The 23,561-nt window shown below is 37.5% G+C and carries 22 protein-coding genes; 2 read left to right on the top strand and 20 right to left on the bottom strand.

Translation table 11 applies throughout. The annotated features are described in order from the left end of the window. Positions 1-5: 5 nt before the first annotated feature. From smc to JOC49_RS00310, 7 genes are all read right to left on the bottom strand, one after another. Positions 6-3,587: a chromosome segregation protein SMC gene (gene smc, locus JOC49_RS00340; RefSeq protein ID WP_204661084.1), complete on the bottom strand. Its 3,582-nt coding sequence runs from the start codon at positions 3,585-3,587 to the stop codon at positions 6-8. After that, positions 3,571-4,608 (bottom strand): elongator complex protein 3, encoded by a 1,038-nt coding sequence (locus JOC49_RS00335; protein WP_204661082.1) that lies wholly within the window; start codon positions 4,606-4,608, stop codon positions 3,571-3,573. Before JOC49_RS00335 ends, smc begins: the two co-directional genes overlap by 17 nt. Further along, positions 4,598-5,287, bottom strand: coding sequence for a ribonuclease III (gene rnc, locus JOC49_RS00330; RefSeq protein ID WP_204661080.1), 690 nt, complete (start codon positions 5,285-5,287; stop codon positions 4,598-4,600). Before rnc ends, JOC49_RS00335 begins: the two co-directional genes overlap by 11 nt. A 151-nt stretch (positions 5,288-5,438) precedes the next feature. Continuing rightward, complete coding sequence (gene plsX, locus JOC49_RS00325) at positions 5,439-6,443, bottom strand: phosphate acyltransferase PlsX (RefSeq protein ID WP_204661078.1); 1,005 nt, start codon at positions 6,441-6,443, stop codon at positions 5,439-5,441. Positions 6,444-6,531: 88 nt separating this feature from the next. Then, positions 6,532-6,714: a 50S ribosomal protein L32 gene (gene rpmF, locus JOC49_RS00320; protein WP_204661076.1), complete on the bottom strand. Its 183-nt coding sequence runs from the start codon at positions 6,712-6,714 to the stop codon at positions 6,532-6,534. Between the two features lie 19 nt (positions 6,715-6,733). Further along, a complete protein-coding gene (locus JOC49_RS00315) occupies positions 6,734-7,222 on the bottom strand; it encodes a YceD family protein (RefSeq protein WP_204661075.1) in 489 nt (162 codons plus the stop codon). A gap of 82 nt (positions 7,223-7,304) precedes the next feature. Further along, the gene (locus JOC49_RS00310; RefSeq protein ID WP_204661074.1) at positions 7,305-8,498 is read right to left on the bottom strand and encodes an acetate/propionate family kinase; all 1,194 of its coding nucleotides are present in this window, start codon (positions 8,496-8,498) and stop codon (positions 7,305-7,307) included. 115 nt (positions 8,499-8,613) lie between these two features. Between JOC49_RS00310 and JOC49_RS00305 the strand changes: the two genes are divergently transcribed. Then, complete coding sequence (locus JOC49_RS00305; RefSeq protein WP_204661073.1) at positions 8,614-9,813, top strand: nucleotidyltransferase; 1,200 nt, start codon at positions 8,614-8,616, stop codon at positions 9,811-9,813. A gap of 65 nt (positions 9,814-9,878) precedes the next feature. Here JOC49_RS00305 and JOC49_RS00300 read toward each other — a convergent pair whose 3' ends face one another. The 6 genes from JOC49_RS00300 to JOC49_RS00275 form a co-directional block, all read right to left on the bottom strand. Beyond that, the gene (locus JOC49_RS00300) at positions 9,879-10,421 is read right to left on the bottom strand and encodes a hypothetical protein (protein ID WP_204661072.1); all 543 of its coding nucleotides are present in this window, start codon (positions 10,419-10,421) and stop codon (positions 9,879-9,881) included. Beyond that, positions 10,421-10,903, bottom strand: coding sequence for a pantetheine-phosphate adenylyltransferase (coaD, locus tag JOC49_RS00295; protein WP_204661071.1), 483 nt, complete (start codon positions 10,901-10,903; stop codon positions 10,421-10,423). The genes JOC49_RS00300 and coaD overlap by 1 nt, the downstream gene beginning before the upstream one ends. Then, complete coding sequence (gene rsmD / locus JOC49_RS00290; protein ID WP_341534638.1) at positions 10,878-11,444, bottom strand: 16S rRNA (guanine(966)-N(2))-methyltransferase RsmD; 567 nt, start codon at positions 11,442-11,444, stop codon at positions 10,878-10,880. Before rsmD ends, coaD begins: the two co-directional genes overlap by 26 nt. A gap of 26 nt (positions 11,445-11,470) precedes the next feature. Beyond that, entirely contained in the window at positions 11,471-13,489 is a 2,019-nt protein-coding gene (gene recG, locus JOC49_RS00285) for an ATP-dependent DNA helicase RecG (RefSeq protein ID WP_204661069.1), read from the bottom strand. A gap of 66 nt (positions 13,490-13,555) precedes the next feature. Next, the gene (locus tag JOC49_RS00280) at positions 13,556-15,202 is read right to left on the bottom strand and encodes a DAK2 domain-containing protein (protein ID WP_204661067.1); all 1,647 of its coding nucleotides are present in this window, start codon (positions 15,200-15,202) and stop codon (positions 13,556-13,558) included. A gap of 14 nt (positions 15,203-15,216) precedes the next feature. After that, on the bottom strand, positions 15,217-15,573 hold the full coding sequence (locus tag JOC49_RS00275; protein ID WP_204661065.1) for an Asp23/Gls24 family envelope stress response protein: 357 nt from the start codon (positions 15,571-15,573) through the stop codon (positions 15,217-15,219). Between the two features lie 206 nt (positions 15,574-15,779). On the opposite strand from JOC49_RS00275, the gene rpmB reads away from it, so the two are divergent. Next, on the top strand, positions 15,780-15,971 hold the full coding sequence (gene rpmB, locus JOC49_RS00270) for a 50S ribosomal protein L28 (RefSeq protein WP_204661063.1): 192 nt from the start codon (positions 15,780-15,782) through the stop codon (positions 15,969-15,971). Positions 15,972-16,017: 46 nt separating this feature from the next. On the opposite strand, the gene JOC49_RS00265 is transcribed toward rpmB, so the two are convergent. From JOC49_RS00265 to JOC49_RS00235, 7 genes are all read right to left on the bottom strand, one after another. Then, positions 16,018-16,686, bottom strand: coding sequence for a thiamine diphosphokinase (locus JOC49_RS00265; RefSeq protein ID WP_204661061.1), 669 nt, complete (start codon positions 16,684-16,686; stop codon positions 16,018-16,020). Further along, on the bottom strand, positions 16,683-17,333 hold the full coding sequence (rpe, locus tag JOC49_RS00260) for a ribulose-phosphate 3-epimerase (protein ID WP_204661059.1): 651 nt from the start codon (positions 17,331-17,333) through the stop codon (positions 16,683-16,685). The genes JOC49_RS00265 and rpe overlap by 4 nt, the downstream gene beginning before the upstream one ends. After that, entirely contained in the window at positions 17,327-18,217 is an 891-nt protein-coding gene (rsgA, locus tag JOC49_RS00255) for a ribosome small subunit-dependent GTPase A (RefSeq protein ID WP_204661058.1), read from the bottom strand. The genes rpe and rsgA overlap by 7 nt, the downstream gene beginning before the upstream one ends. Before the next feature lie 12 nt (positions 18,218-18,229). After that, complete coding sequence (pknB, locus tag JOC49_RS00250; protein ID WP_204661056.1) at positions 18,230-20,245, bottom strand: Stk1 family PASTA domain-containing Ser/Thr kinase; 2,016 nt, start codon at positions 20,243-20,245, stop codon at positions 18,230-18,232. Then, the gene (locus tag JOC49_RS00245; protein ID WP_204661055.1) at positions 20,242-20,970 is read right to left on the bottom strand and encodes a Stp1/IreP family PP2C-type Ser/Thr phosphatase; all 729 of its coding nucleotides are present in this window, start codon (positions 20,968-20,970) and stop codon (positions 20,242-20,244) included. Before JOC49_RS00245 ends, pknB begins: the two co-directional genes overlap by 4 nt. 7 nt (positions 20,971-20,977) lie before the next feature. Next, a complete protein-coding gene (gene rsmB, locus JOC49_RS00240) occupies positions 20,978-22,315 on the bottom strand; it encodes a 16S rRNA (cytosine(967)-C(5))-methyltransferase RsmB (protein WP_204661054.1) in 1,338 nt (445 codons plus the stop codon). Between the two features lie 121 nt (positions 22,316-22,436). Then, positions 22,437-23,549, bottom strand: coding sequence for a KamA family radical SAM protein (locus JOC49_RS00235; protein ID WP_204661053.1), 1,113 nt, complete (start codon positions 23,547-23,549; stop codon positions 22,437-22,439). Between the last annotated feature and the right edge of the window lie 12 nt (positions 23,550-23,561).

The raw sequence follows: 23,561 nt of genomic DNA, 5'->3' as shown, positions 1-23,561 counted from the left end.
ACCTCCTACATAAACTTTTCTTCAACATCTTCTAAGCGTACAGATAAAACTTTCGAGATGCCATACTCTTCCATTGTCACCCCATATAAGGTGTCTGCAATTTCCATAGTGCCTTTTCTATGCGTAATAACTACAAATTGAGATTGTCTTGCATACTCTCCAATAAAAGCTGCAAACCTATACACATTTACATCATCCAGCGCAGCTTCAATCTCATCTAAAATACAGAAAGGAGATGGCTTTGTTTTAAGAATTGCAAACAAAAGTGCAATAGCAGTCAAAGCTTTTTCTCCACCTGACAACAAATTTATACTTTGAAGTTTTTTACCAGGTGGCTGTGCAATAATTTCAATGTCACAATTCAACAAGTCATCGTAATCCGTCAAAACAAGTTCTGCCATCCCGCCGTTAAAAAGCGCAGAAAAAGTATCCTTGAAATGCGTGGCAATCCATTCAAAATTTGTTTTGAAAAGCTGTATCATTTTACGGTCCAAATCCCGAATAATTTTCTCCAACTGTTGAATCGCTTCTGTTAGGTCCGCCCGTTGTTCTGTTAAAAATTCATATCTTTCAGAAACTTCTTCATATTCTTTAATTGCATTGAGATTAACTGTTCCCAACAATTTCAGTGCCTGCTTTAGTTGCTTTACTTCTGATGCCGGATGGTTGTGTTCAACCTGCATTGCTTCTGCGATAGACATTTCATACTTATCCCAAAGTTCGGATACAACAACATCTTTTTCCACTTCCAATTTTGCCATGCGTACATCAATTTTGTGCAACTTATCTTTAACATCATCTTGCTCACTTGACACCGCAGTCAGTTCACGTGTTAATTCAGTTACACGAGCAGAACACGCCTTCTTTTCCTGAATTAAAAGGTCAATATCTGATTTGATTTTATGACTTTCTCGCTGGATAGATTCAATTGTTTCGACTATTTTAACCACTTGATTGGCCATAGCCCCTTTACTGTCTTCGTAGGTTGAGCGTTGAGAATTTCTCAAAGTCAACTTTTGAACAATTGTTTTAAGGTCGTCTTCCACTCGAGCTCTTTCTCTGATTTTAAAAGCCATATTTTGATCTATTGACGCTAGATCAATTTTATATTTGGTCAATTTATCAAGCAGCTTTTGAAGTGATCCTTCCTGTGTTTCAATAGTTTGATTTTCTTCAACCAATGTTGTCTCAAGGGCTTTAGAACGATTTTCAAGCTCAATTATTTGTTTTTGTTTCTCTGAAGTCTGTGCATCTGAATCAATTACTTCATCCTCAAGGGATTCTATATCACGCTTAACCTTAAGTATCTGAGCCTCAACTGACTGCCGCCATTGATTTTGGTTGTCAATTTGGTTTTGAATTTTCAACCCATCCATCCTTAACGCATCCAATTGTTCTCTAATGGCTTTTACCCGCACTTCATCTTCAGTTTTAAGTATGACCAGCTGATTTTGATCCTTTTTGATGTGATCAATATCAAGCGCCAATTGTTCAAGCATTTTTGAAAGTTCAGATATCCGCCGTTTACGGCCTAACATGTTGTGGGCCCTAGACTTGAAGGCACCTCCCGTAATATGTCCGCCAGGCACAAGAACATCGCCCTTTAAAGTAATCAATTTAAACTTCATTTTTTTTACTTTAAGCATATCAGATGCGTGTTCAAAAGTATCCACAAAAATGACTCTCCCAAGCAAGTGTTCAACCATTGGCCTATAAAGGGCATCCACTTTTACAAGGTCACATCCTAAACCAATATAGCCCGGCATTTTACGAACAGATTCTGGCGCATCACGATTGGGCTCTCTCTCTGATAAATTTTCAAGAGGCAAAAAAGTAACCCGTCCAATATTATGCTTTCTTAAAAAGTCAATTGATCTTTTTGCATCTGAAACCTCTTCACAAACGATATTCTGTATCGCACGTCCTAAAGCAATTTCAACTGCTGTTTCATAGCGTTCAGGGACCTCAATTAAAGTTGCAACAATTCCATGAATCCCATCTTGGTTGGGCAATTTTGTAAGGATTTCACGAACGCCTTTATCGTAACCTTCAAATTCTTCTTCCATCGTCTCTAAAAGTTGCTTTTCCGTTTGAATTTTAGACTGGTTTAAGGATTGGTTTTCCAGAATTTGATTTTTTGCATCATATGTTTCTTTATAATACTTCAAACTTTTTAGTTTTTCTGAAAGTTCTTGATTTAAATGGTCAATCGCATGCTGAATTTGATCCAATTGCTCTTGATTGGAACTATGAGAATCATTAGAATCAGTCACTTGTTTTTGCAATTTTTCAAGTTCCAAACTGCTTTCTGTGATACGACTTTGAATCTGTTTTTTAAAATGCGCCAGTGTCTCTATTTCGCGCGTTAAAATTTCTATCTTATTTAAAATTTCAAAAGCTTCTTGACGCTCATTGTCATTTTGTGTTTTTAAACTTGAAAGTGCAAACTGAAGGGATTCTTTCTCTGCAGAAATTTCAGCCATTTCATTTTCTAAACGCTTTTTTTCCAGTGAAATGTGTTCCAAACTATGAGTTACCGCATCTCGTTCTTTTAAATTTTCTTCTTGGTCCTTCTCTATTTCACCAATTTCTTCATACAAACGCTTAATATTTGCTTCAAAATTTATGATTTTCTCTTCAATTAATTGCTTTTCTCCCAGAGTTCTACTTTCTCTATTGGAAGTGTCATGCAACTGTTCTTCATAGGCTCGAATTTTTTGATTTAGTGTATAAAGCATTTGATCCTTTTCAGTGTAACGATTTGAAAGCATATCCTTTTTTTCAGCGAGCCCTTTTAAAAAGTCATCTGCCTCATTTTTTTGATTTATCAAAGCTAAAATGGACTGTTCACAAGAGTCATATTTTTCAGCAAATGCTTTTAATTCAATACTCCGAACAGCTTCCGACAATTCTAAATATTGCTTTGCACGTTCACTTTCAGCCTTTAAAGGTGCAACTCGATCTTCTATCTCGGAAAGTATATCTTGTATCCTCAGTAAGTTTTCACTTGTATTTTTCAGTTTTTTCTCTGTTTCAAGTTTTCTATGTTTATATTTAACAATGCCAGCAGCTTCCTCAAACAACATACGCCGTTCATCTTTATTGTTACTCAAGACTTCATCAATTCTGCCCTGTCCAATAATTGAATAGCCTTCTCGTCCAATTCCAGTGTCCATAAAGAGTTCTCGAATGTCTTTAAGTCTACATGGCATTTGATTAATATGATACTCACTTTCTCCAGACCGATGCACCCTTCTTGTAACTGAAATCTCTTCGTATTCCAATGGGAAAAACTGTTCGGAATTGTCAAAAACAAGTTTAACTTCAGCCAACCCCAAAGACTTTCGGTGCTTGGTTCCATTAAATATAACATCTTCCATTTTTGAGCCTCTCAGCGTCTTGACACGCTGTTCCCCCAAAACCCATCGGACTGCATCTGTTATATTACTCTTGCCACTTCCATTAGGACCCACGACACAAGTGACGCCTTGCTTAAATTCTATAACAGTTTTATCTGCGAAAGATTTAAAACCTCTCATCTCTATGCGTTTTAAATACAATGAAACACCTCTATTCATCCATAACATAAGTCCATCTGATCTCGCAACCGGTGTCGATCTTCAAATGGTCTTTTGGTATATTTTTATCTTGTAAAATTTGAATCTTATACGTGTTAAATACGTCACGATAAAAGGGGAGATTACATTTTCCCTGGCCATTTACATATGACATCTGACTTGGATGAACCCAAACAATCAAATTCGATGATTCTGTCAAAACTTTTACAATTGCATCTCTAAAAATTTTTGAGTACACCAAAGCGCCAAAAGCAGGGTGGAATGGACCGGCCACTACATCAGCCCCAAGTTCAATCAGGTCCGTATTTTGGAGGCCAATACGAATAACATTGATCCCCTGACGCCTGAATTTTCTTAAGGCAGAAGCACACCAATCAATTGCAGTTTCAAGGTTTATCGGTTGATAAAGTCCATTTAAATACAAGGCTTCCATTTCAGTATCTTTAATCACCAAAGCAGGATACAAACGCACTGTATGTGGCTTAAGCCCAATTGCGGCTTCTACCGAACGCATAAATATCGTTTTTGTATCCCCTGGAAGACCTGCCATCAGTTGAATTCCAAAGTCTATGTCGTAGCGCTTCAAAATATCAATTGCAGTATAAATTGCATTTTTATCATGGCCTCTTTTTGACGCAGCCAAAACAGCATTCGAAAAGGATTGACAGCCTAGTTCTACCAAATCAACTTGATACTGCATCAATCGCTCGACAATCTCGGGCGAAATATAATCCGGTCGTGTAGACAACCGGATTCGGTGACATTTCCCACGCACCTTATAGTCGCGTGCAATTTCCAGATATTCAATTTGTTGTTTTACAGGAATACCGGTAAAACTACCGCCGAAAAATGCAATTTCAATGATGTCAGACTTAATGGTTTCCAACTGCTGATCAATTTCAACCTTCAACGCATTTGCCTTTGGAATTTCAACAACACCTGTAATTTTTCTTTGGTTACAAAAAATGCAAGCATGTCCACACCCATAATGCGATATGAAAATGGATACAATTGACTGTTTAACGCCCATTTTTTCCCAACCTTTTCAATCCTTCCTTGGCCGCTTCCTGTTCCGACTCTTTTTTGCTTCGCCCTGATCCAGTTCCAATAACATCGTCATTTAATATCACATGTGTATAAAATAATTTTGCGTGGTCAGGTCCTTCCTCTTTAAAAATTTCATACCGAATACGATTTCCTTTTTTTACTTGAATCACTTCTTGGAGTTTGGTCTTATAGTCCATAAACAGTTTCCCGACAGCTGCACTTTCAATTGTTTCTCTTAATTCTCTCAGGACAAAAACTTGAGCGGCTTCTATACCGCCATCTAAATACAATGCTGCTACAATGGCTTCAAACGCATCTGATAAGATACTGGTCCTATCACGCCCTCCTGTAAGTTCCTCGCCTCTACCAAACAACATAACCTCGCCAAGCCCTAAGTTTCTAGCCGCCTCTCCCAAAGATGCTTCACACACAATTTTTGCACGCATCTTTGTAAGTTGACCTTCTTCCTGTTTCAGATAGTGGGTGTACAGATACTCACTTATAATCAAGCCCAAAACAGAATCACCCAAAAATTCTAGACGCTCATTGTTTTTCATGTCACTTTTTTTGTGCTCGTTGGCATAAGAGCTATGCGTTAAAGCCCATTTCAAATAAGACTTATCCTTAAAAGAATACCCCAATACCTGTTCAATTTTGTCCATCGTACTCACCTCCTTAACCTGTAAGGATCTTTAAATATATCATTTCAATCTGTAATAACATATTTAAACAACCTTGCACTCTATATTTTATAATTTTATACCTTAAAAAACAATTACCAGTTGCAAAAATTAAGACCTGTAAATACAGGTCTTAAACGTCTTCTTCAGGATTTACTTGCAACTTCTCGCGAATACCACCTACCAGATCCTGTTCAACACCTATTGCCGCATATTTAATGGCATTCTTAAAAGCCTTAGAATTAGAAGAGCCATGTGCTTTCACAATTAATCCATTGATTCCAAGTAGAGGTGCGCCACCATACTCAGTATAATCAAGCCGCTTCTTAAAAGCACCTAAATTCCCTTTAAGTAAAAGACCACCTATTTTGCCAATGGTATTTTTCATAATTTCAGTTTTAAGGCCCTTAACCAATTGAATTGCGACACCTTCAGTCAACTTCAATATAATATTTCCAGTAAACCCATCGGCTACAATTACATCCACACAACCACTGGGAATATCCCTGCCTTCCACATTTCCAACAAAATTTAAAGCCTCATTTTTAAGTTGACTATGTGTTTCAATGTATAGAGGCGTCCCTTTTGTTTCTTCTGCACCAATATTGGCCAGACCAACTTTTGGGTTTGAAATACCCAGTATTTTTTCAGCATAAACGCTTCCCATCTGCGCAAATTCTACTAAATTTCGAACTTTACACTCTGCGTTTGCACCTGCATCTACCAGCACAGAAGTTCCCACCATTGTTGGATAAACTGAACATATCGCTGGTCTGTCTATGCCTTTAATTCGACCAACTTTGAACAACCCTCCAGCAAGTAGCGCACCCGTATTGCCTGCAGAAACAAAAGCATCTATTTCTCCTTTTCGAAGGGCTTTAAGTCCTACAACCATAGACGCATCCGATTTTTCTTTAATTGCTTTAACCGGCTTGTCCTCATTCATAATAACTTCTGAAGTATGAACCAGTTCAATTCGATTTAAGTCCACTTTATACTTTAACAGTTCTTTTTCAACGACATTTGAATCCCCATAAAGAACCATCGTACCTTCCATGATTTCAAGTGCTTCAACAGCACCCTTTACAGTTTCCATTGGCGCATTGTCGCCACCCATTACATCTAAACCAATTTTCATGAATCCACCTCTTATTAAAGTTACTTCAATCATACGCAAAAAAAACAAAAAAGGCAATAGCTGAGCCATTGCCTTTAAATAGAAACTCTTAAGCTTCTTTTTGTTTTGAATCTCTTGAGTGATAGTAACCACACTCACCACACTCTCTGTGTGATACAGTTGGCGCCTTACACTTTGGACATTCGATAATGTTCGGAGCAGTCATTTTAACATTGCTCGCTCTTCTTTTATCTCTTCTCGCTTTACTAATCTTACGCTTAGGTACTGCCATATCTTAACACCTCCTTAATCTAAGTGAATAAATTCTTCAGCGCCTCAAGTCTTGGGTCAATTTTCGATTCGCTGCACGTACATGTCTCTTTATTCAGATCTGCACCACAATTTGGACAAATGCCTTTACAAGTAGGATGACACAAAATCTGCACAGGCAGATTTAATGTAATATCTTCTTCCAAAATTGGTACCAAATCCAAAATCGTGGATTTCAGGGGAATCTCGTCTTGATCTTCTTCCGAATCCACCAGCAGTCTTTCTACAGAATTTTCTACATCCAAAGTTACCTTGGACAAACATCTGTCACATTCGAAAACCATATTGCCAGAATAAGAGAGGGTTAAGTCATATCGATCATCAATTCGTCGAACTTCTCCAACGATTTTGAAAACCGACGCATCTACTCCCTTGATCGACTTCAAATAGGCATCGCTAATTTGATAATCGAAACTGAATTCCAGTTGATTCTGAAGGCCATTAATAACTTTTGATAAATCAAGGTTCATATTTTCACCTCTTCAATGCAACATTAACATTATAATTACTGCCGAGAGGTTTGTCAAGCAAAAGTACTTACATCTCAAGAGATTATTTTAAAAGTTCCAATGTATCTCTGGCAATCATCAACTCTTCATTTGTTGGAACCACCATGATTTTTACACTAGAATCTTCTGTATTTACAAATGCTTCCTTACCTCTTACTTTGTTCTTTTCTTTATCAAGTATAGCCCCCATAAATTCAAGGCCCTTACATATTTCTTCTCTGCTCTCTGCACCATTTTCACCTAGACCAGCTGTAAATACAATGGCATCAGCGCCACCAAGAACAGTTGCGTAGGCACCTATATACTTACGGACATTGTCATGGTAAATATCAAGTGCTAAAATAGCTCTTTCATTTCCTGCTTCTGCCGCCTCTTCAATATCTCTAAAGTCACTGCTTACACCCGAAATTCCAAGAACACCTGACTTTTTATTCATGATGTTGTTCATTTCATCTAACGAAAGTCCTTCTTTACCCATGATATACGTTACAATTTGAGGATCAATATCGCCACATCTTGTGCCCATTACCAAGCCTTCAAGTGGTGTAAATCCCATAGACGTATCTATTGATTTTCCGCCTTTAATTGCCGCAATGGATGCACCATTTCCAAGATGACAAGAGATGATTTTTGTCTCTTCAAGTGGTTTGCCCAACATCTCTGCAGCTCTTTGAGAAACATAACGATGGCTTGTACCGTGGAAGCCATAGCGACGCACATGATCTCTTTCATAGTATTCATATGGAAGCGCATACACATAAGCGGACTTTGGCATAGTCTGATGGAAGGCAGTATCAAAAACAGCCACATTCTCAATATTTGGAAGCAATTCTTGAATGGCACGAATGCCAATGATATTTGGTGGGTTGTGTAAAGGTGCAATTTCTATACACTCTTCCAAAGCAGCCACAACAGAATCATTAACAACTACAGATGCACTGAATTTCTCACCGGCATGAACCACTCTGTGTCCAGCGGCATTAATCTCCTGAAGAGACTGGATTGCACCATATTCAGGGTGCTCAAGCGCAAATAGAACTTGTGAAAGCGCATCCTTATGGTTATGCATTGGAACTTCAATAACCTGTTTGTCTTTGCCTTCTGCTTCATGCTTTAATCTTGAACCTTCAATTCCGATTCTTTCCACCAAACCCTTTGCAAGAACAGCCTCATTTTTCATGTCAAACAATTGATACTTTAAAGATGAGCTGCCACAATTGATAACCAATACGTTCATTTAATGTCCTCCTTGTATATCACGTTTCTAACGTAAGATAAATTCTTAGTGCTTTCGGTCACACATATATATTATAATGTAATTAAGGCAATTTTCAAGATAAATGGAGGAATTGATGAAAATAATTGGGATCGTTTCTGAATACAACCCTTTTCATAAAGGTCATAAATATCAAATCGATAAAAGTCTAGAGTTAACAAATGCAGATGGTGTAATTGCAATTATGAGTGGCAACTTTGTCCAGCGAGGTCTTCCTGCATTTCTAGACAAATGGACACGCGCAGAAATGGCTTTACAATCAGGCGTTAATCTCGTTCTTGAATTACCCACTTTTTATGCAACTGCAAGTGCTGAAGATTTTGCAAAAGGTGCAATCTCTCTTCTAAATGCAACTGGTGTTGTCACACACCTATCCTTTGGTTCAGAAGTGGATTCACTTGATGAAATCACCAAAATCGCCACACTTTTAGCCAATGAACCAATGGCCTATAAAAATCTACTCAAAAATCAACTTCAAATCGGTCATTCTTTTGCAAAAGCTCGAAACATAGCAATTAATCAGCATATGGGGACGGACATCAACTTAAACCAGCCCAATATGATTCTTGGTATTGAATACCTCAAGCATCTAATACGTCTAAACAGTAAAATCAGCCCCCTGTTAATTAAACGTGTAGGTAGCGCTTACCATGATACCAATCTATACCATGATATTTCCAGCGCATCTGCAATCAGAGAAAAATATTTTGACCCAACCGTTGACTTTAATTTCAAAAACCACTTGCCACCACAGGCAGTTAAAGTTATAGAAAACACCCCCTATATGCCAGTAAATATTGAAACATTTGAAAATCAAATTTTCTCACTCTTAAGACGTCTGACACCAATTGAATTGCGCCAGTACAGAGAAGTTACTGAAGGATTGGAAAATAAAATTGTCAACGTTATTAACCAAACAACAACTTACAGCGATTTAATTAATGCTCTAAAATCCAAAAGATACGCAGAAACAAAACTAAACCGTATGCTTCTCAATATTTTTTTAGGCATTAAACCCTTTGACTGCAATTTAGAAAAGTTTGGCTATTTAAGATTACTTGGAATGGACTCAATCGGTCAAAAAATTGTTAAAAATATGAAATCTAGTGCCAGTTTGCCAATTATCACAAACTTGAATCGAATGGAAAAAAGTTTGAAAACAAATCCATTAATTGAACTTGATGTTCGCGCTTCCAACCTTTACGCATTAGGTCAAAATTCGCAAATTCTAAAGCGCGGAGGCCGAGATTATCTTGAACAGATTATTCGTGTTTGATCCAATCATATAAAAAGAGTTGTTTGACAGCCTTAAAATAGGTGTCTAACAACTCTTTCAACCATTTACTTGTATTCTTCTAACTCTTCCAAATTTTCATTTACTGTATGCAAAACTTTCGACATATTGTAGGCCACTTTTTTCATAATTTCCTCTGCATACTCATACGAACCTCTTCTTATTTCTTCAGCGCGTATTTCCGCTTCTTCAACAATCTGGTCTGCGCGTTGTCTCGCTTTTAAAACAATGTCATTTTCATCAATCATCTCTCGAGATCTTAAACTCGCATTCATTAATATATCATTTTCTTGTGCCTTTGCTTGTTCAACAATTTTAAGTTCTTCATGTCGTGCATTTGTTATGAGTTCTTGAGCTAATTTATTTGCATCTTCAATAATCTGCTGTTTTTGAGACTTAATCCATCGGACATGTTGGTATTCATCTGGTAAAAGTATATTAATATCCTTTAAGATTTCAAGGAATTCTTCACGATCTACTAAAATTTTTCCTGTAAGCGGAACAGTTGGTGCACTCTCTAACTTGTCTTCAAAATCATCCAACAGTTCCAATACCTTAAGTTCCATTTCTTGACTTTTTGAATTTGACATTATAACCCTCCCACTTTTCGCTCAATGGCTTTTTGAACACCTTGTGTAACAAAATTCGAAATATCCCCACCATATTGCGCAACTTCCTTCACAATACTTGAACTCAAGTACATGTATTCTGTTTTCGTCATAATAAATACAGTCTCTAAATTGGCAAGCAATTTGCGATTCACGCTTGCCATTTGAAATTCAGCTTCAAAATCAGAGATAACGCGTAGCCCTTTGACTAAAATATTAAGATTTCTCTCTCTTAAATAATCTGTCAATAAGCCTTTGTGAAAATCAATTGTCACATTATCAAGATGACCTGTTGCCTCTTTAAGGAGAGCAACCCGTTCTTCTGGAGTAAACATAGGCGTCTTCGTACTGTTAATCATTACTGTAACAACAACGTGGCCAAAAACAGCGCTTGCTCTTTCAATAACATCCAAATGGCCAAGTGTCACTGGATCGAAACTACCGGGATATACTACTGTTTTCATCCTGCCTCCTTAGTATGATAACTGAAATTTTGCCATATGTCTTTTCTCGATAAACTTTGAAATATTCTTTTAACGCGTCAATTTCAGGATCACCTGTTCCGTATTCTACCACAATAAAAGTATCATTTGTAATTAGGTTTCTCCGCTCTAATTCCAAGACATTCTTTAAAATCAAATTCTGAAAATAAGGCGGATCTAAAAAAACAAAATCAAATGCCTCCCCATCATATGTTTCCACAAATTGTGTTGCATTTTTACAAACCGTTTCTGCCTGATGGTCTAATTTTGTTTTTTTTAAATTTTCTCGAATGCATCGGATGGCTTCTAGATTTGAGTCTACAAAAACACACTGTCTCGCACCCCGACTAAGCATTTCAATTCCAAGCGCACCTGAGCCTGAAAAAAGGTCTAAGCAGCGGCTATCAAATATATAGGTTTGAAGCATATTGAATATGGATTCCTTAACACGATCCGTTGTTGGTCTAGTTTGTAATCCGTCCATAGTCAGCAACTTTATCCCACGTGCGCTGCCTGAAATCACTCTCAAAAAATCACATCCATTCTCATCTATAAAGTAAACCAAGTTTCTAATTCATTGGAAAGCTTCTGAATATAGCGTTTAACTTGTACATTGTTCATTTCATATTCTGCAATTATCATTTTAACATATTTTTGAACTTCCTTTAATGTTTTTTTATCTTCAATTAAACTGGCAAGCCTGAGCTCAGGAAGCCCATGCTGTTTAAGTCCAAAAACTTCACCCGGTCCTCTCAACATCAAATCTCTTTCAGCAATTTCAAATCCACTGCTTGAATTAACAAGCGACTCAATCCTCTCTTTTGACGTTTTTCCCAATTTTTCACTCAGTAAAAAACAATACGATTGTACCTCACCTCTACCAACGCGCCCTCTAAGTTGGTGTAACTGAGAAAGACCAAACCGTTCAGAATCCATAACCACCATAATCGTTGCATTGGGAACGTTAATGCCAACTTCAATAACCGTTGTAGATACCAAAATTTGAATTTTATTTTCATGAAATGCTTTCATGATTGTTTCTTTCTCGCTTGATTTCATTTTTCCATGTACAAGACCAATCTCATAATCTGGAAAACGGTTTCTCAAATGCTCATAGTGGCCTGTTGCAGAGGTCAGATCTATAGCCTCAGAATCTTCGACCAATGGACACACCACATAAACTTGGCGTCCTTCTTGAATGCGTTTATCAATAAACCCATACATATCCGAAACCTTTTCAGGCTTAATAAAGTGCGTTTTTATAGGTTTACGACCTTCAGGTAATTCATCAACTAAAGAAACATCCATATCCCCATAAAGAATCAGTGATAAAGTCCTTGGTATAGGCGTAGCAGACATAATTAAAGTATGGGGTTGATTGCCTTTCAATGCTACGTTCATACGTTGCCTAATCCCAAACCTATGCTGCTCATCGGTAATAACCAAACCTAAGCTTTCAAAAACAACATCTTCCTGAATAATGGCATGGGTCCCAATCACAACTTTTATATCACCCAAAGCAATCTGATTTTTTAGTGCTTCCTTATTTTTAGCCTTTACGTCTGAGGTTAAAAGAGCAACTGTGATGGTGTTTCCAAATATTTTTTTAAAGCCTTCATAGTGTTGCTCTGCAAGCAAAGCAGTCGGTGCCATTAGTACTGCTTGCTTATGGTTTAATACTGCCAGAAAAATAGCTGCAAAAGCCAGTATGGTTTTTCCAGATCCTACATCGCCTTGTATCAGCCGATTCATAGCATAACCACTTGTTATGTCTGTTTTAATTTCATCCAAAGTTCGTTTTTGTGCCTGTGTCAATTGAAATGGCAAACGGCTTATCCAGAACTCGAAATCTTCCGGTATGGTGTAAGGTGCTTTAATAGGCTTGTGGTAATTTTGCTTAAGAAGCATCAACTTTAATTGTAAAATAAACAGCTCCTCAAAAACCAACCGTCTTTTTGCTGCCTTATACGCTTCTGCAGAGTCTGGAAAATGAATCTGAGTGAACGCCGTCATACGCGTGACCAGCTTCGCTTCCTGTACAACAAACTCGGGAAGATTCTCCATTATTTTTCCTTGTAAAGCACTTAACACACCTTTTTTATAGGCAATCATTTCTTTGTTGGATATCCCTGCGGTTAAGGGATAAACTGGAATAATCCCCAAAAATCCTTTTGTGCCAACTTTAGCAAACTCCGGCTGTAGCATTTTAAAAAACATCCCAGTCTTATCCATCTTCCCAAAAAAATAATACGACTGTCCAACTTCAAATGCATTTTTCAAATACTTTGGTGAGAAAAACACCATCTCGCCTTGGTGAAAATGAGATTCTACAGTAACACTTAAAATTTCTTTTTTTGCCCGCTTTTGTTGAACTTCTACTACTTTTGCCTCAATACATCCAAGCGCCCCAGTTTTTAAAGCCGAAACTGAAATGACGCGTCTGCGGTCTATATAGCGATGCGGGTAAGCCATTAACAAATCACCAAACGTTCTAATATTTATTTTCTCAAGCAGTTTTCGTTTTCGATCACCAACACCGTACAACTTATCAACAGATGTATCCAACATGATTGCCCTCACTATAAAATAAGCGCCCCAAATAATCCCATATTTGAAGCGCTTACAAATCAATTGTTATTCCAATGACATGACAAAATAATAAACTGGCTGACCGCCATAAAAAACATCGACTTCTAAATTTGGAAACTTATTAGAAATACTTTCAGCTAAATCATTTGCATCTAACTCCGAAACGTCTGCCCCATAATAAATGGAGAGCATTTCAGAATCTTCCGTCATTGTTTTTTCAATAGCATTTAATACAACTTCAGATTGATTCTTGCCCACATCTTTAATTTCACCATCCGCTACTGCAAGATAATCATCCTTTTCAATTGCCATATCATTGAAGGTTGTGTTCCGTACAGCGTATGTGATTTGTATCGTTTTTACAGAACTGAGACTCTCTAGCATGAGCTCATAATTATCAGCTGGAGATGCTTCTCGATCAAACTCTAGCATCGCGGTAATACATTGCGGCATTGTTTTAGTTGGAATTACCCATATGTCCTTCTCTGACAATTCTTTCGCTTGATTGGCTGCCATGATAATGTTGCTGTTATTTGGAAAAATGAAAATATGGGCTGACGGGCATTCTTCAATCATCTTCATAAAGTCCTCAGTACTTGGATTCATCGTTTGACCACCTTCAATATTTCCAAGAATACCTAGATCTTTAAAGATATCTGAAAAGCCTTCACCCATAGACACACCTATAAATCCAAATGTTTCATCATAAGGGATTTTTGAAACATTTTCTTGTTCATAGGACGCGTGTGCCCCTTCAATAATATTGCTATGCTGTTCGCGCATGTTTTCAATTTTAATTTTCTTTAAAGCGCCATATTTAAGTGCTTCTTCAAGTGCAACGCCAGGATTATTGGTGTGGATATGAACTTTAATCAAATCATCATCCTGAACAAAAACCATGCTGTCACCCAATTTTTCAATTGCTGTTTTTAGGCCTAAACCTTCAGATTCAGTTTTATTGGTTTCAATAATGAATTCAGTACAATATCCAAACTCAATATCTTCAGTACGTAGGAAGGACTGGGCAGGTGACTGTGCCGAAGCTGTTTTGGATAAAACCTCTTCAGAAAGTTCGTGTCCCTTTAATACGTCCTCACACCCTTTTAAAATAAAAAGCAATCCCTTACCACCAGCATCCACAACATCAGCTTGTTTCAGCACTGGTAGCATTTCAGGTGTTCTTGCCAGTGTCTCTTCACCGCGTTTGTTTAAAAGTTCAAACAATTCAACAATATCTAAAGAGTCTTCTTGATACTCTATAGCTTTTTCAGCAATTTCACGAATCACAGTTAAGATTGTGCCTTCAACAGGCTTCAAAACAGCGCTATAGGCTGTATCTGCAGCATCTTTAAAAGCAAGACACAGTTCTTGTGAATTCAGTTCTTTCTTTCCTTTACACCCTTTTGCAAATCCTCTAAAAATTTGAGACAAAATAACACCAGAATTACCTCTGGCTCCCATTAGAGATCCTTTTGAAATTGACTTTGCGACCTCATCAACGGTTTCAAAATCTGCTTTAGAAAGTCCTTCAACAGCAGAATTCATGGTTAATGACATGTTGGTTCCAGTATCGCCATCTGGCACTGGAAAAACATTTAGCGCATCAACGACTTCTTTATTTCGATTCAGCTCATACGTGCCTTGTTTAAACATTTTGGCAAGCATTTGAGCATTAATGGTTTTATGTTCCACTTGATATCCTCCTACTACTCTTGTACTTTTACGCCTTCAATGTTTAAATTCACTTCCAGCACATTTAACCCTGTCTGTGTCTCCACATTGTATTTGACTTTATCAATAATATTTTCAGCGACAACTGATAATTTTGTCCCGAATTGTACAATTACAAATAAGTTAATCACAACACCATGTTCTTCAGGAATGATTTCAACACCTTTCGACAAATGTTCACCCTTCAACAATTTAGCTATCCCATTTTTTGTTGATTTGTATGTCATTCCAACAAGCCCATAACATTCCATAGCTGACACAGCAGCGATGGTTGCTATAACATCATTTTTAATCGCTATTTCACCAAAAGAGTTGGTCATTTTTATGGACATAGTTTCCTCCTTAAATTCTTTCGAACAATGAATTCATACTTTATTTTATAGTATGATGACGCGAATATCAAGATAATACCACCCTCAAGCACAAAATAATCAAAAAAAACAGACAAACAAAGAAAATTCTACTTGAAAAACCAACATTGCTCTGATACAATATTTTTGTTATGTTGTGAGTCAATCACTCGAAGGAGGTGTCATAAATGGCAAAAGTATGTGATGTATGCGGAAAAGGTAAAATGTCTGGTAATACTGTCAGTCATGCCAACAATCACAATAGAAGAACCTGGACTCCAAACTTAAGAAGTGTTAAAGCTTCTGTTAATGGCGGAACTAAGCGCATTAAAGTTTGTAGCAGATGTTTGCGTTCAGGTAAAGTTGAAAGAGCGGTTTAATAAACTTTCAATCTTAAATTAAGATCGAGGCTGTAGCCTCGATCTTTTATTTTTTGTCACTGGACTGAATTAACAAACAAGTGCCCTCTTCAATTTTCACAATTGCATGATCTGCTGTAATCTCATTGCTAATCCCTAGTGTCTGACCAAACTCTACTTTTGCTAGATCGAGCGGATATTTTACCCCGCTCAAGCTCACACCTGAAACCTGCCCCATCAAAGGTACAAGAGACATATACTTTAAATTAAATGGCGTCTCTTCCACAAGCCACTTTCCAGGGCCCTTAAGCCGTTTCACAATGTTTTGAGGGTCAAAGAACATAAGGTCCAATTGGCTAAATTGCTCCATTAAAAACACATTTGCCAGCATATGATCAACGCGTCCACCAAATCCACCTAAAACACAAACGTTTTCTATGTCATTATCCAGCATCCACTCAAATGCTAATTCAGCGTCTGTCATTGATTTTTCTGAAGGAAACTTCACAACTTTTGCTAAGGGCCATCTGTGTGTATAATAGTCAATGCTTGAAATAGAATCAAAATCACCTAGAATAAGGGTTGGTTCTAGTCCTAATTTTTCAGCATATTTAAGGCCACCATCTACAGCCACTACCTCTTGAAAATCGTAAAGACTTAGAAAAAGCTCTAACCATTTAGGTGTATAATCTGAAAGGGACATAGGCCCACCTAAAAGTACTAGCCCTGTTTTCATAACACTTTTCTAAAGGCTTTTACTGTTTCATCAATACTTGGTGTGTTAAAAATTGCTGATCCAGCTACAATAACAGTTGCCCCTGCATCAACAACAGCTTTAACATTATCAAGTTTAATACCACCATCTACTTGTATGTCACAAACCAAACCTTTTGATTGAATCATATCTTTTAACCGCTTAATTTTATCCGTCATACTGTCAATATAACTTTGTCCACCAAATCCAGGGTTAACTGACATGATTAAAACCATATCAAGATCCGGTAGAATCTCTTCTATGCTAGATAATGGAGTTCCTGGATTTAAAGCCACTGCCGCTTTAACACCAAATGAACGAATCAGTTGAATGGTTCTATGGATATGTGGGCAAGCTTCAATGTGAACATTGATTAAATCTGCGCCTGCTTTAACAAAGTCTTCAATGTATAAATCAGGATTTTCAATCATCAAATGAACGTCCATAAACAAATTCGTTTTGCCTTTTAATGATTTTAAAATTGGTGCGCCAAACGAAATGTTTGGGACAAAATGACCATCCATAACATCTATGTGCAAGTACTCAACCCCTGCTGCTTCAACCTCTTGAACGTGTTCAAGCAATTTCGAAAAATCTGCAGATAATATTGAAGGTGCTAATTTTACCATTTCCTAAACTTCCTCCTTTGATCGACGATTTCTTTATATAAATAAACATAGGATTCATAACGCTGAGGAGACAATTCTTTACTAAAGACAGCTTCTTTAACCGCACAACCTGGCTCATCTAAATGTAAACAATTGTCAAACCTGCAGTCTTCAGCGCGTTCACGAATATCGGGAAAAAGTTCCCAAAGTTCATCCGGATCAATTTCAAGCATGCTTAAAGACGTGAATCCTGGCGTGTCTACTACCCATCCCCCCTGTTTAAGTTCCATCAGTTCTGAATGACGGGTGGTGTGCTTTCCACGTTTAATCTTCTCACTAACTGCGCCTGTCTTAAGTGTAAATCCTGCTTCAATGGCGTTGAGTAAGGATGATTTGCCTACCCCTGAAGGCCCTGAAAAAACTGAAATTCTGGATTTTAGTATACTGCTTAACGCCGCCACGCCTTCACCTGTTATGGCACAGGTTTTCAATGTCGTGTATCCTGCCTTCCGATAATCATGACTCACAGCTTCATAATCATAGGCCGAATCTAAATCCCCCTTATTAAAGCAAATCACAATTTCCAGACCTGAATTTTCAGCTAAAACAAGCATCTTGTCTAAAAGCATCATATTGGGCATGGGGTCTTTAATGGAAAATACAATAATGGCTTGATCTACATTTGAAACACTTGGACGTAAAAGTTCAGTCTTTCTAGGGTGTACTTCCTCTACAACCCCAATTTTTTTTAGGTCATCTAGAACAGAAATATCAACATAGTCTCCAACTAAAGGTGTTACATTTATATTTTTGAACTTGCCTCTTGCGCGACACTCATACACGTCTTCATCAGATTTCACATAATAAAACCCGCCAATTCCTTTGATTATTATTCCTTGTTTCATTCACACCATCCATTAAAATTCGATTTCCTGTTCATAACCAACAACATCACCATAATAAACCGATATAATCGCAGTTCCTGTACCACTCACTTTTGCTGGTATAAAAATTTCAGGACCCTCTGCTTTTGAATGCACATTTTCATAAATAACCGTCACAACACCTTGATTTAACATTTCAATGCGTATGGTTTCAGTTTCATCAGAAAACTTGTCGACATTTAACGGAATGGTTAAATTAAGTTCAGTGGTCTCCCCTTCAGTTGTTTCACCTTCAATAGGTGTGCCGTCTGGCGAGGTTTCAATTGGCAAGGTTTCAGGTCCATTGCTGACCACTACTGGTATTTCAGTCCCTTGTTTCACTTCTTCACCAAGGAACTCTTGAGCCATAATTTGCCCCTCATCGTAGGCATCACTCAATTCATAAGATATAGAGCCTAGCTTTAAGCCCAACTGATTTAAAGTTATTTCAGCTTCTCTAATTGTATTGCCAATAATAGAAGGCACAATATAAGTTTTGATTTCAGGACCTCGACTAACCACCAAATCTATAACCGAGCCTTCACCAAGACGAACACCCGATTTTGGCGATTGTTCAATCACCATCCCCTCTGGAAAATCATTGAACTCATAATCCACTCGACCAACTTCAAAGCCATTGCCTTCAATAATAATACGCGCCTCTTTTAAATCCTGCTGTTTAACATTTGGAACCAACCCCTGTACTGCGCCATTTGATATAACCAATTTTACAATATTGCCCTCTTTTAAAACATCACCTGATTCATGATTTTGCGAGATAACATGATCCAATTCAACATCTCCATTAAATCTACGTTCTGTTGCATCAGCAACAAGGCCAAGCGCAGTAATTTGTGTTACCGCTTCATCCACATGGAGGCCTACAACCATTGGTACAGACACTTCTTCCACTTCAAAAAAAGCTTTAAATCGTCCAAATGCAAATATTCCAAAAACAAGTATGGCCATAATAAGAGCGGACAAAATAATCAGCGTCATATTGATTTTATTAACACCTTTCACTTCATCAAGCCTCTCATCTTCCAGTTTTGTTTCCATCACAGGCTTTTTCCGAACAACCGGCTTATGCATGTTAATCGTGTCGTCTGACACTTTTGGAATCACCATTGTTTCTTGAGAAACGGCACTGCCGAGTTCAGCAACAAAATCCTTATCCCGTTGAAGCATTTTCAAATCATGTATAAATTCAGACATGTTTTGATACCGCAGTGAAGGACTTTTTTCAGAAGCTTTACATATAATGGATGACAATCCTTTAGAGATTTCAGGATTATATGCTCTTGGATCTGGTAAATCGTCCTTAATTTGCATCAGAGCAATGGAAACTGGACTCTCCCCTTCAAAGGGCAAACGCCTCGTTGCCATTTCAAACATCATGATTCCAGTTGAATAAATGTCGCTTCTTGCATCTACATAGCCACCTCTCGCTTGTTCTGGAGACGCATAATGAACTGATCCAATAATTTCTCTCGTATTCACTAGAGTTGACGTTGTCGCAGCTCTTGCAATGCCAAAGTCAGCAACTTTAATACTGCCATTTTCACCCACAAGGATATTTTGAGATTTTATATCTCTGTGTATAATTTCTTTAGAATGGGCTTCACTTAGCGCTGAAGCTACCTGCAAAACGATATTAATAATGGCCTCTTCTTTCATATAGCCATTCATTTGATCCAAATAATCTTTTAAGGTATTCCCACTTACAAGCTCCATAACAATATAGTGATGGTCATCGCTAAATCCCACATCAAATATGTTTACAATATTAGGATGAGACATCCTTGCTGCAGCTTGAGATTCCTTCTTAAACTTATTTACAAATTCTGCATCAGAATTATATTCTGTTTTAAGTACTTTAATTGCAACCAGGCGGTTCAAAATCAAATCCTTGCCCTTATAGACAGTTGCCATTCCACCAGTTCCTAAAACCTCGAGAATTTCATACCGATTGCTAAGTATATGCCCGGTAGACCCACCGTTACGAGTCATATACGTCCTCCTTTTATATCAACACAAATAACAGTGATGTTGTCTTTACCACCGTTGTTATTGGCACATTCAATTAATTTTGCTGGAATTACGTTAAACTCTGCTGTCTTAAAAATGCGTAGAATTTCTTCTGATGACACCATATTGGTAAGTCCATCAGAACAAATCAGCAAGTACGCATACTTCTTTATTGCAAACGCCTGTTTGAACAAGTCAAACTTAGTTTCAACGCCCAAAGCACTTGTAATAATATTTTTATCAGGATGTTGTTCCGCTTCCTCGATACTAATACTCCCAATTTTTACCAATTCTGCAACCAAAGAGTGGTCTTTCGTCAGTTGAATCAATGCATTATCCGAAAGTGCATAACATCTTGAATCACCTACATTGGCAACGTGCAACGTTTCATTGTCAATCCAAACCACAACTATGGTTGTGCCCATGCCACGACACGCCGGATTTTCTTCGACATAATCCAGTATACTTTGATTGGCAATCGCCAAAATTTCATCAATCTGCGTTTGAAATTCAAATGTATTTTCATGAATTCGACGCTCAATTTCATTTGAAATGGTTTTTGCAGCAATTTCAGCAGCAACTTCACCCGCTTTGTAGCCTCCCATGCCATCTGCAACAATATAGAGTTTTAGTGCTTCGTTTACTATAAAATAATCTTCATTATTACTGCGCTTAACGCCGCGATCTGTTAATCCATTTACATTCATAGACACCTCAATTGTTTCTTCTAGTCATTTTTGCAATAAAAAAGCCGTCCGACGCATGCACGTTCGGAAATAATTGTACAGTCCCTTCTTCCGTTACACCAGGAACACCAGATACCGGTGTAAGCACATACTGTGGATGATGCCTTAGAAATTCATGTACAATAGCGCCATTTTCTTCATCATTTATCGTACACGTACTGTAAATCAATACACCTCCTGGCTTAACATATTCAGAGGCTGTTTCAAGTATTTTAAATTGAATCTCAGTCAGAGCTTGTAAGTCTGCCTCTGACTTATTGTATTTAATATCCGGTTTGCGGCGAATAATTCCAAATCCGGAACAAGGGGCATCTACCAGAACAACATCTGCAGTTCCAGTCAATGTGTCATCGTACTTCATTGCATCAAAAACTTGAACTTCTAAAATATCTATACCCAAACGCTCTGAATTTTCCTGAATCAAGCCTATTTTTTGAGGCGATATATCTCTCGCTAGTATACGCCCCTTATTTGACATCAATTGTGCCATATGCGTGGACTTTCCACCTGGCGCAGCACAAACATCAATCACAAAATCTCCTGGCTGTACACCCGAAATCGCGCCAACACTCATAGAACTTATATCCTGTACTGAAAACAAACCAGACTTATAGGCTTTTAAAGTCTCAATTCGCTGTGAATGGCTTGCTTTAATTTGTAGTGCATCAGGCAATATCGTGGCACTATGTGAATCAACACCTTCTTCTGCCAAATCCTTGATCAAGGTATCTGAATCAGTTTTAAGCGTGTTTACACGAACCCACAATTCAGGCACACTATTGTTTGCGGATAAAAGTGCTTCCGTGAACGTCGCTCCATATGCCTTAAGCCATTTTTCAACCAGCCATTCCGGATGAGAATATAAAATACTCAAATGTGTGGAAAGGTGCCTTTTGCGATCTGGGAGTTCTATGGTTTTTTGCATTCGAATAAACGCTCTCAAAATTCCATTTACGAACCCGCCATAACGGTTTCCAATTTTTTTAGCCAACTTGACACTTTCATTTACAGCTGCTGAATCAGGTACCCTATCCATAAAAATCAGTTGATAGAGCCCCATTCTTAAAATAATTACGATTTCATGATTGATTTTTCCAAACCGTAAAGTGGATAATTTTCGAATATAATAATCCAGCAAAAGTTTGTTTTCAAGCACACCATAAACAATGGACATAATAAATCGACGGTCCATATCAGACAATTCAGGGTTGCTTAAGGCGTCATTTAATGTCAAATGAGAAAATGAGCCCTCAACATCAATTTTTCTTAAAATTTTAACACTTTCTTTTCGTGCTTCTATTTTCATATAGTCACCATCTATTCATTTTATCAAATATCATATTCTATTATATCATTGTAGAATAAATTCGTTTTCATGTAAATAACAATTGCCCTCCACACCGAAGAATGAAGGGCAATACCTAAAATTATTCAGAAAACACAATATCCGCCTCTGAAAGCCAAGCTTGATCTTGATCCAAATTAACAGAAAAGATTTTTCCAGCATTTTCAATGTTTTTTGCTTGGTGATATTTGAACATCATCTCACCTTTATAAACGCCTAAAATCTCAATTTTCCCAGTAATATGACTCATGCAAAATTTAATTCTTTTACTATGTCCATGCATTAATTTTTTGGCTTCCTCAACCACATGTACAGCCGTTTCAAGTGGCAACTGAAATTGATTTTTCACACCCTTAACCGGTCTACATTGAAAGATATAATAAGGGACAATTCCTTTTTGTACAAGTGCATTTTGAAGGTCTGCCATAACTTCTGGTTTGTCATTGACCCCATGAAGTAAAACAGTTTGATTGTTTACAATTATATTAATGTCATGTAATGCTTTAATGGATTTCATGGCTTCATCTGTTAGTTCTTTCGGGTGATTAAACTGTGTCACGACATATATTCTCTTTTTCTCACTGTATTTTCTTAATATGCCCAAGAATTCTTTATCGTCATAGATTCTTTCAGGGAAAACCACAGGTGTTCGTGTCCCAAATCTAATAAACTCTATATGTGGCACCTTGGATAGCTCTTCCAAGTATGTCTCAATCAAGTCATTTTCTATCATAAAAGAATCCCCACCCGTAATCAGAACATTGTTGATTTCCTTATGTGCCTTAATATAGTCAACAGCATCATTGATAAAGGAAAGGGTTTCATTATTGGCAGTTCCCACCAGGCGCTTTCTAAAACAATGCCTACAATACATGGCGCACTTGTTTGTGGAAAGCAATAAGGCTGTGGTGTGGTATTTGTGCTGCAATCCTTGCATTTTAGTGTTTTGTCCTTCACCACTTGTATCGAAGTCCCCACTTAAGTCAAATTCCTCTATACTGGGAATCGACATGAGGCGAATAGGATCTTTTGGATCTTCAGGGTCAATTAAGTCCAAGTAATAAGTTGTTGATGAAAGCGGATAATTCTTAATTATTTTTTCATAATCTTGTTTGTCTTCTGGTGCAATGTCAATGTAATCTTTTAATTTTTCTACTGTGTTTACGTTGTTCTTCCAAGTGTCTCTCCAGGCCATCCTTACCTCCTT

The sequence above is a fragment of the Fusibacter tunisiensis genome, from assembly GCF_016908355.1.
Taxonomy (GTDB): domain Bacteria; phylum Bacillota; class Clostridia; order Peptostreptococcales; family Acidaminobacteraceae; genus Fusibacter_D; species Fusibacter_D tunisiensis.
This window is presented reverse-complemented; position numbering and strand designations above follow the sequence as displayed.

Coding starts and splice junctions, on each gene's coding strand:
- JOC49_RS00305 (WP_204661073.1), top strand. CDS start 8,614: ATGAAAATAATTGGGATCGTTTCTGAATACAACCCTTTTCATAAAGGT.
- JOC49_RS00245 (WP_204661055.1), bottom strand. CDS start 20,970: ATGAATGTAAATGGATTAACAGATCGCGGCGTTAAGCGCAGTAATAAT.
- rpmB (WP_204661063.1), top strand. CDS start 15,780: ATGGCAAAAGTATGTGATGTATGCGGAAAAGGTAAAATGTCTGGTAAT.
- rnc (WP_204661080.1), bottom strand. CDS start 5,287: ATGGACAAAATTGAACAGGTATTGGGGTATTCTTTTAAGGATAAGTCT.
- JOC49_RS00235 (WP_204661053.1), bottom strand. CDS start 23,549: ATGGCCTGGAGAGACACTTGGAAGAACAACGTAAACACAGTAGAAAAA.
- JOC49_RS00275 (WP_204661065.1), bottom strand. CDS start 15,573: ATGTCCATAAAAATGACCAACTCTTTTGGTGAAATAGCGATTAAAAAT.
- JOC49_RS00335 (WP_204661082.1), bottom strand. CDS start 4,608: ATGGGCGTTAAACAGTCAATTGTATCCATTTTCATATCGCATTATGGG.
- JOC49_RS00310 (WP_204661074.1), bottom strand. CDS start 8,498: ATGAACGTATTGGTTATCAATTGTGGCAGCTCATCTTTAAAGTATCAA.
- JOC49_RS00265 (WP_204661061.1), bottom strand. CDS start 16,686: ATGAAAACAGGGCTAGTACTTTTAGGTGGGCCTATGTCCCTTTCAGAT.
- rsmB (WP_204661054.1), bottom strand. CDS start 22,315: ATGAAAATAGAAGCACGAAAAGAAAGTGTTAAAATTTTAAGAAAAATT.
- recG (WP_204661069.1), bottom strand. CDS start 13,489: ATGTTGGATACATCTGTTGATAAGTTGTACGGTGTTGGTGATCGAAAA.
- coaD (WP_204661071.1), bottom strand. CDS start 10,903: ATGAAAACAGTAGTATATCCCGGTAGTTTCGATCCAGTGACACTTGGC.
- pknB (WP_204661056.1), bottom strand. CDS start 20,245: ATGACTCGTAACGGTGGGTCTACCGGGCATATACTTAGCAATCGGTAT.
- JOC49_RS00315 (WP_204661075.1), bottom strand. CDS start 7,222: ATGAACCTTGATTTATCAAAAGTTATTAATGGCCTTCAGAATCAACTG.
- rpe (WP_204661059.1), bottom strand. CDS start 17,333: ATGGTAAAATTAGCACCTTCAATATTATCTGCAGATTTTTCGAAATTG.
- rsgA (WP_204661058.1), bottom strand. CDS start 18,217: ATGAAACAAGGAATAATAATCAAAGGAATTGGCGGGTTTTATTATGTG.
- smc (WP_204661084.1), bottom strand. CDS start 3,587: ATGTTATGGATGAATAGAGGTGTTTCATTGTATTTAAAACGCATAGAG.
- rpmF (WP_204661076.1), bottom strand. CDS start 6,714: ATGGCAGTACCTAAGCGTAAGATTAGTAAAGCGAGAAGAGATAAAAGA.
- plsX (WP_204661078.1), bottom strand. CDS start 6,443: ATGAAAATTGGTTTAGATGTAATGGGTGGCGACAATGCGCCAATGGAA.
- JOC49_RS00300 (WP_204661072.1), bottom strand. CDS start 10,421: ATGTCAAATTCAAAAAGTCAAGAAATGGAACTTAAGGTATTGGAACTG.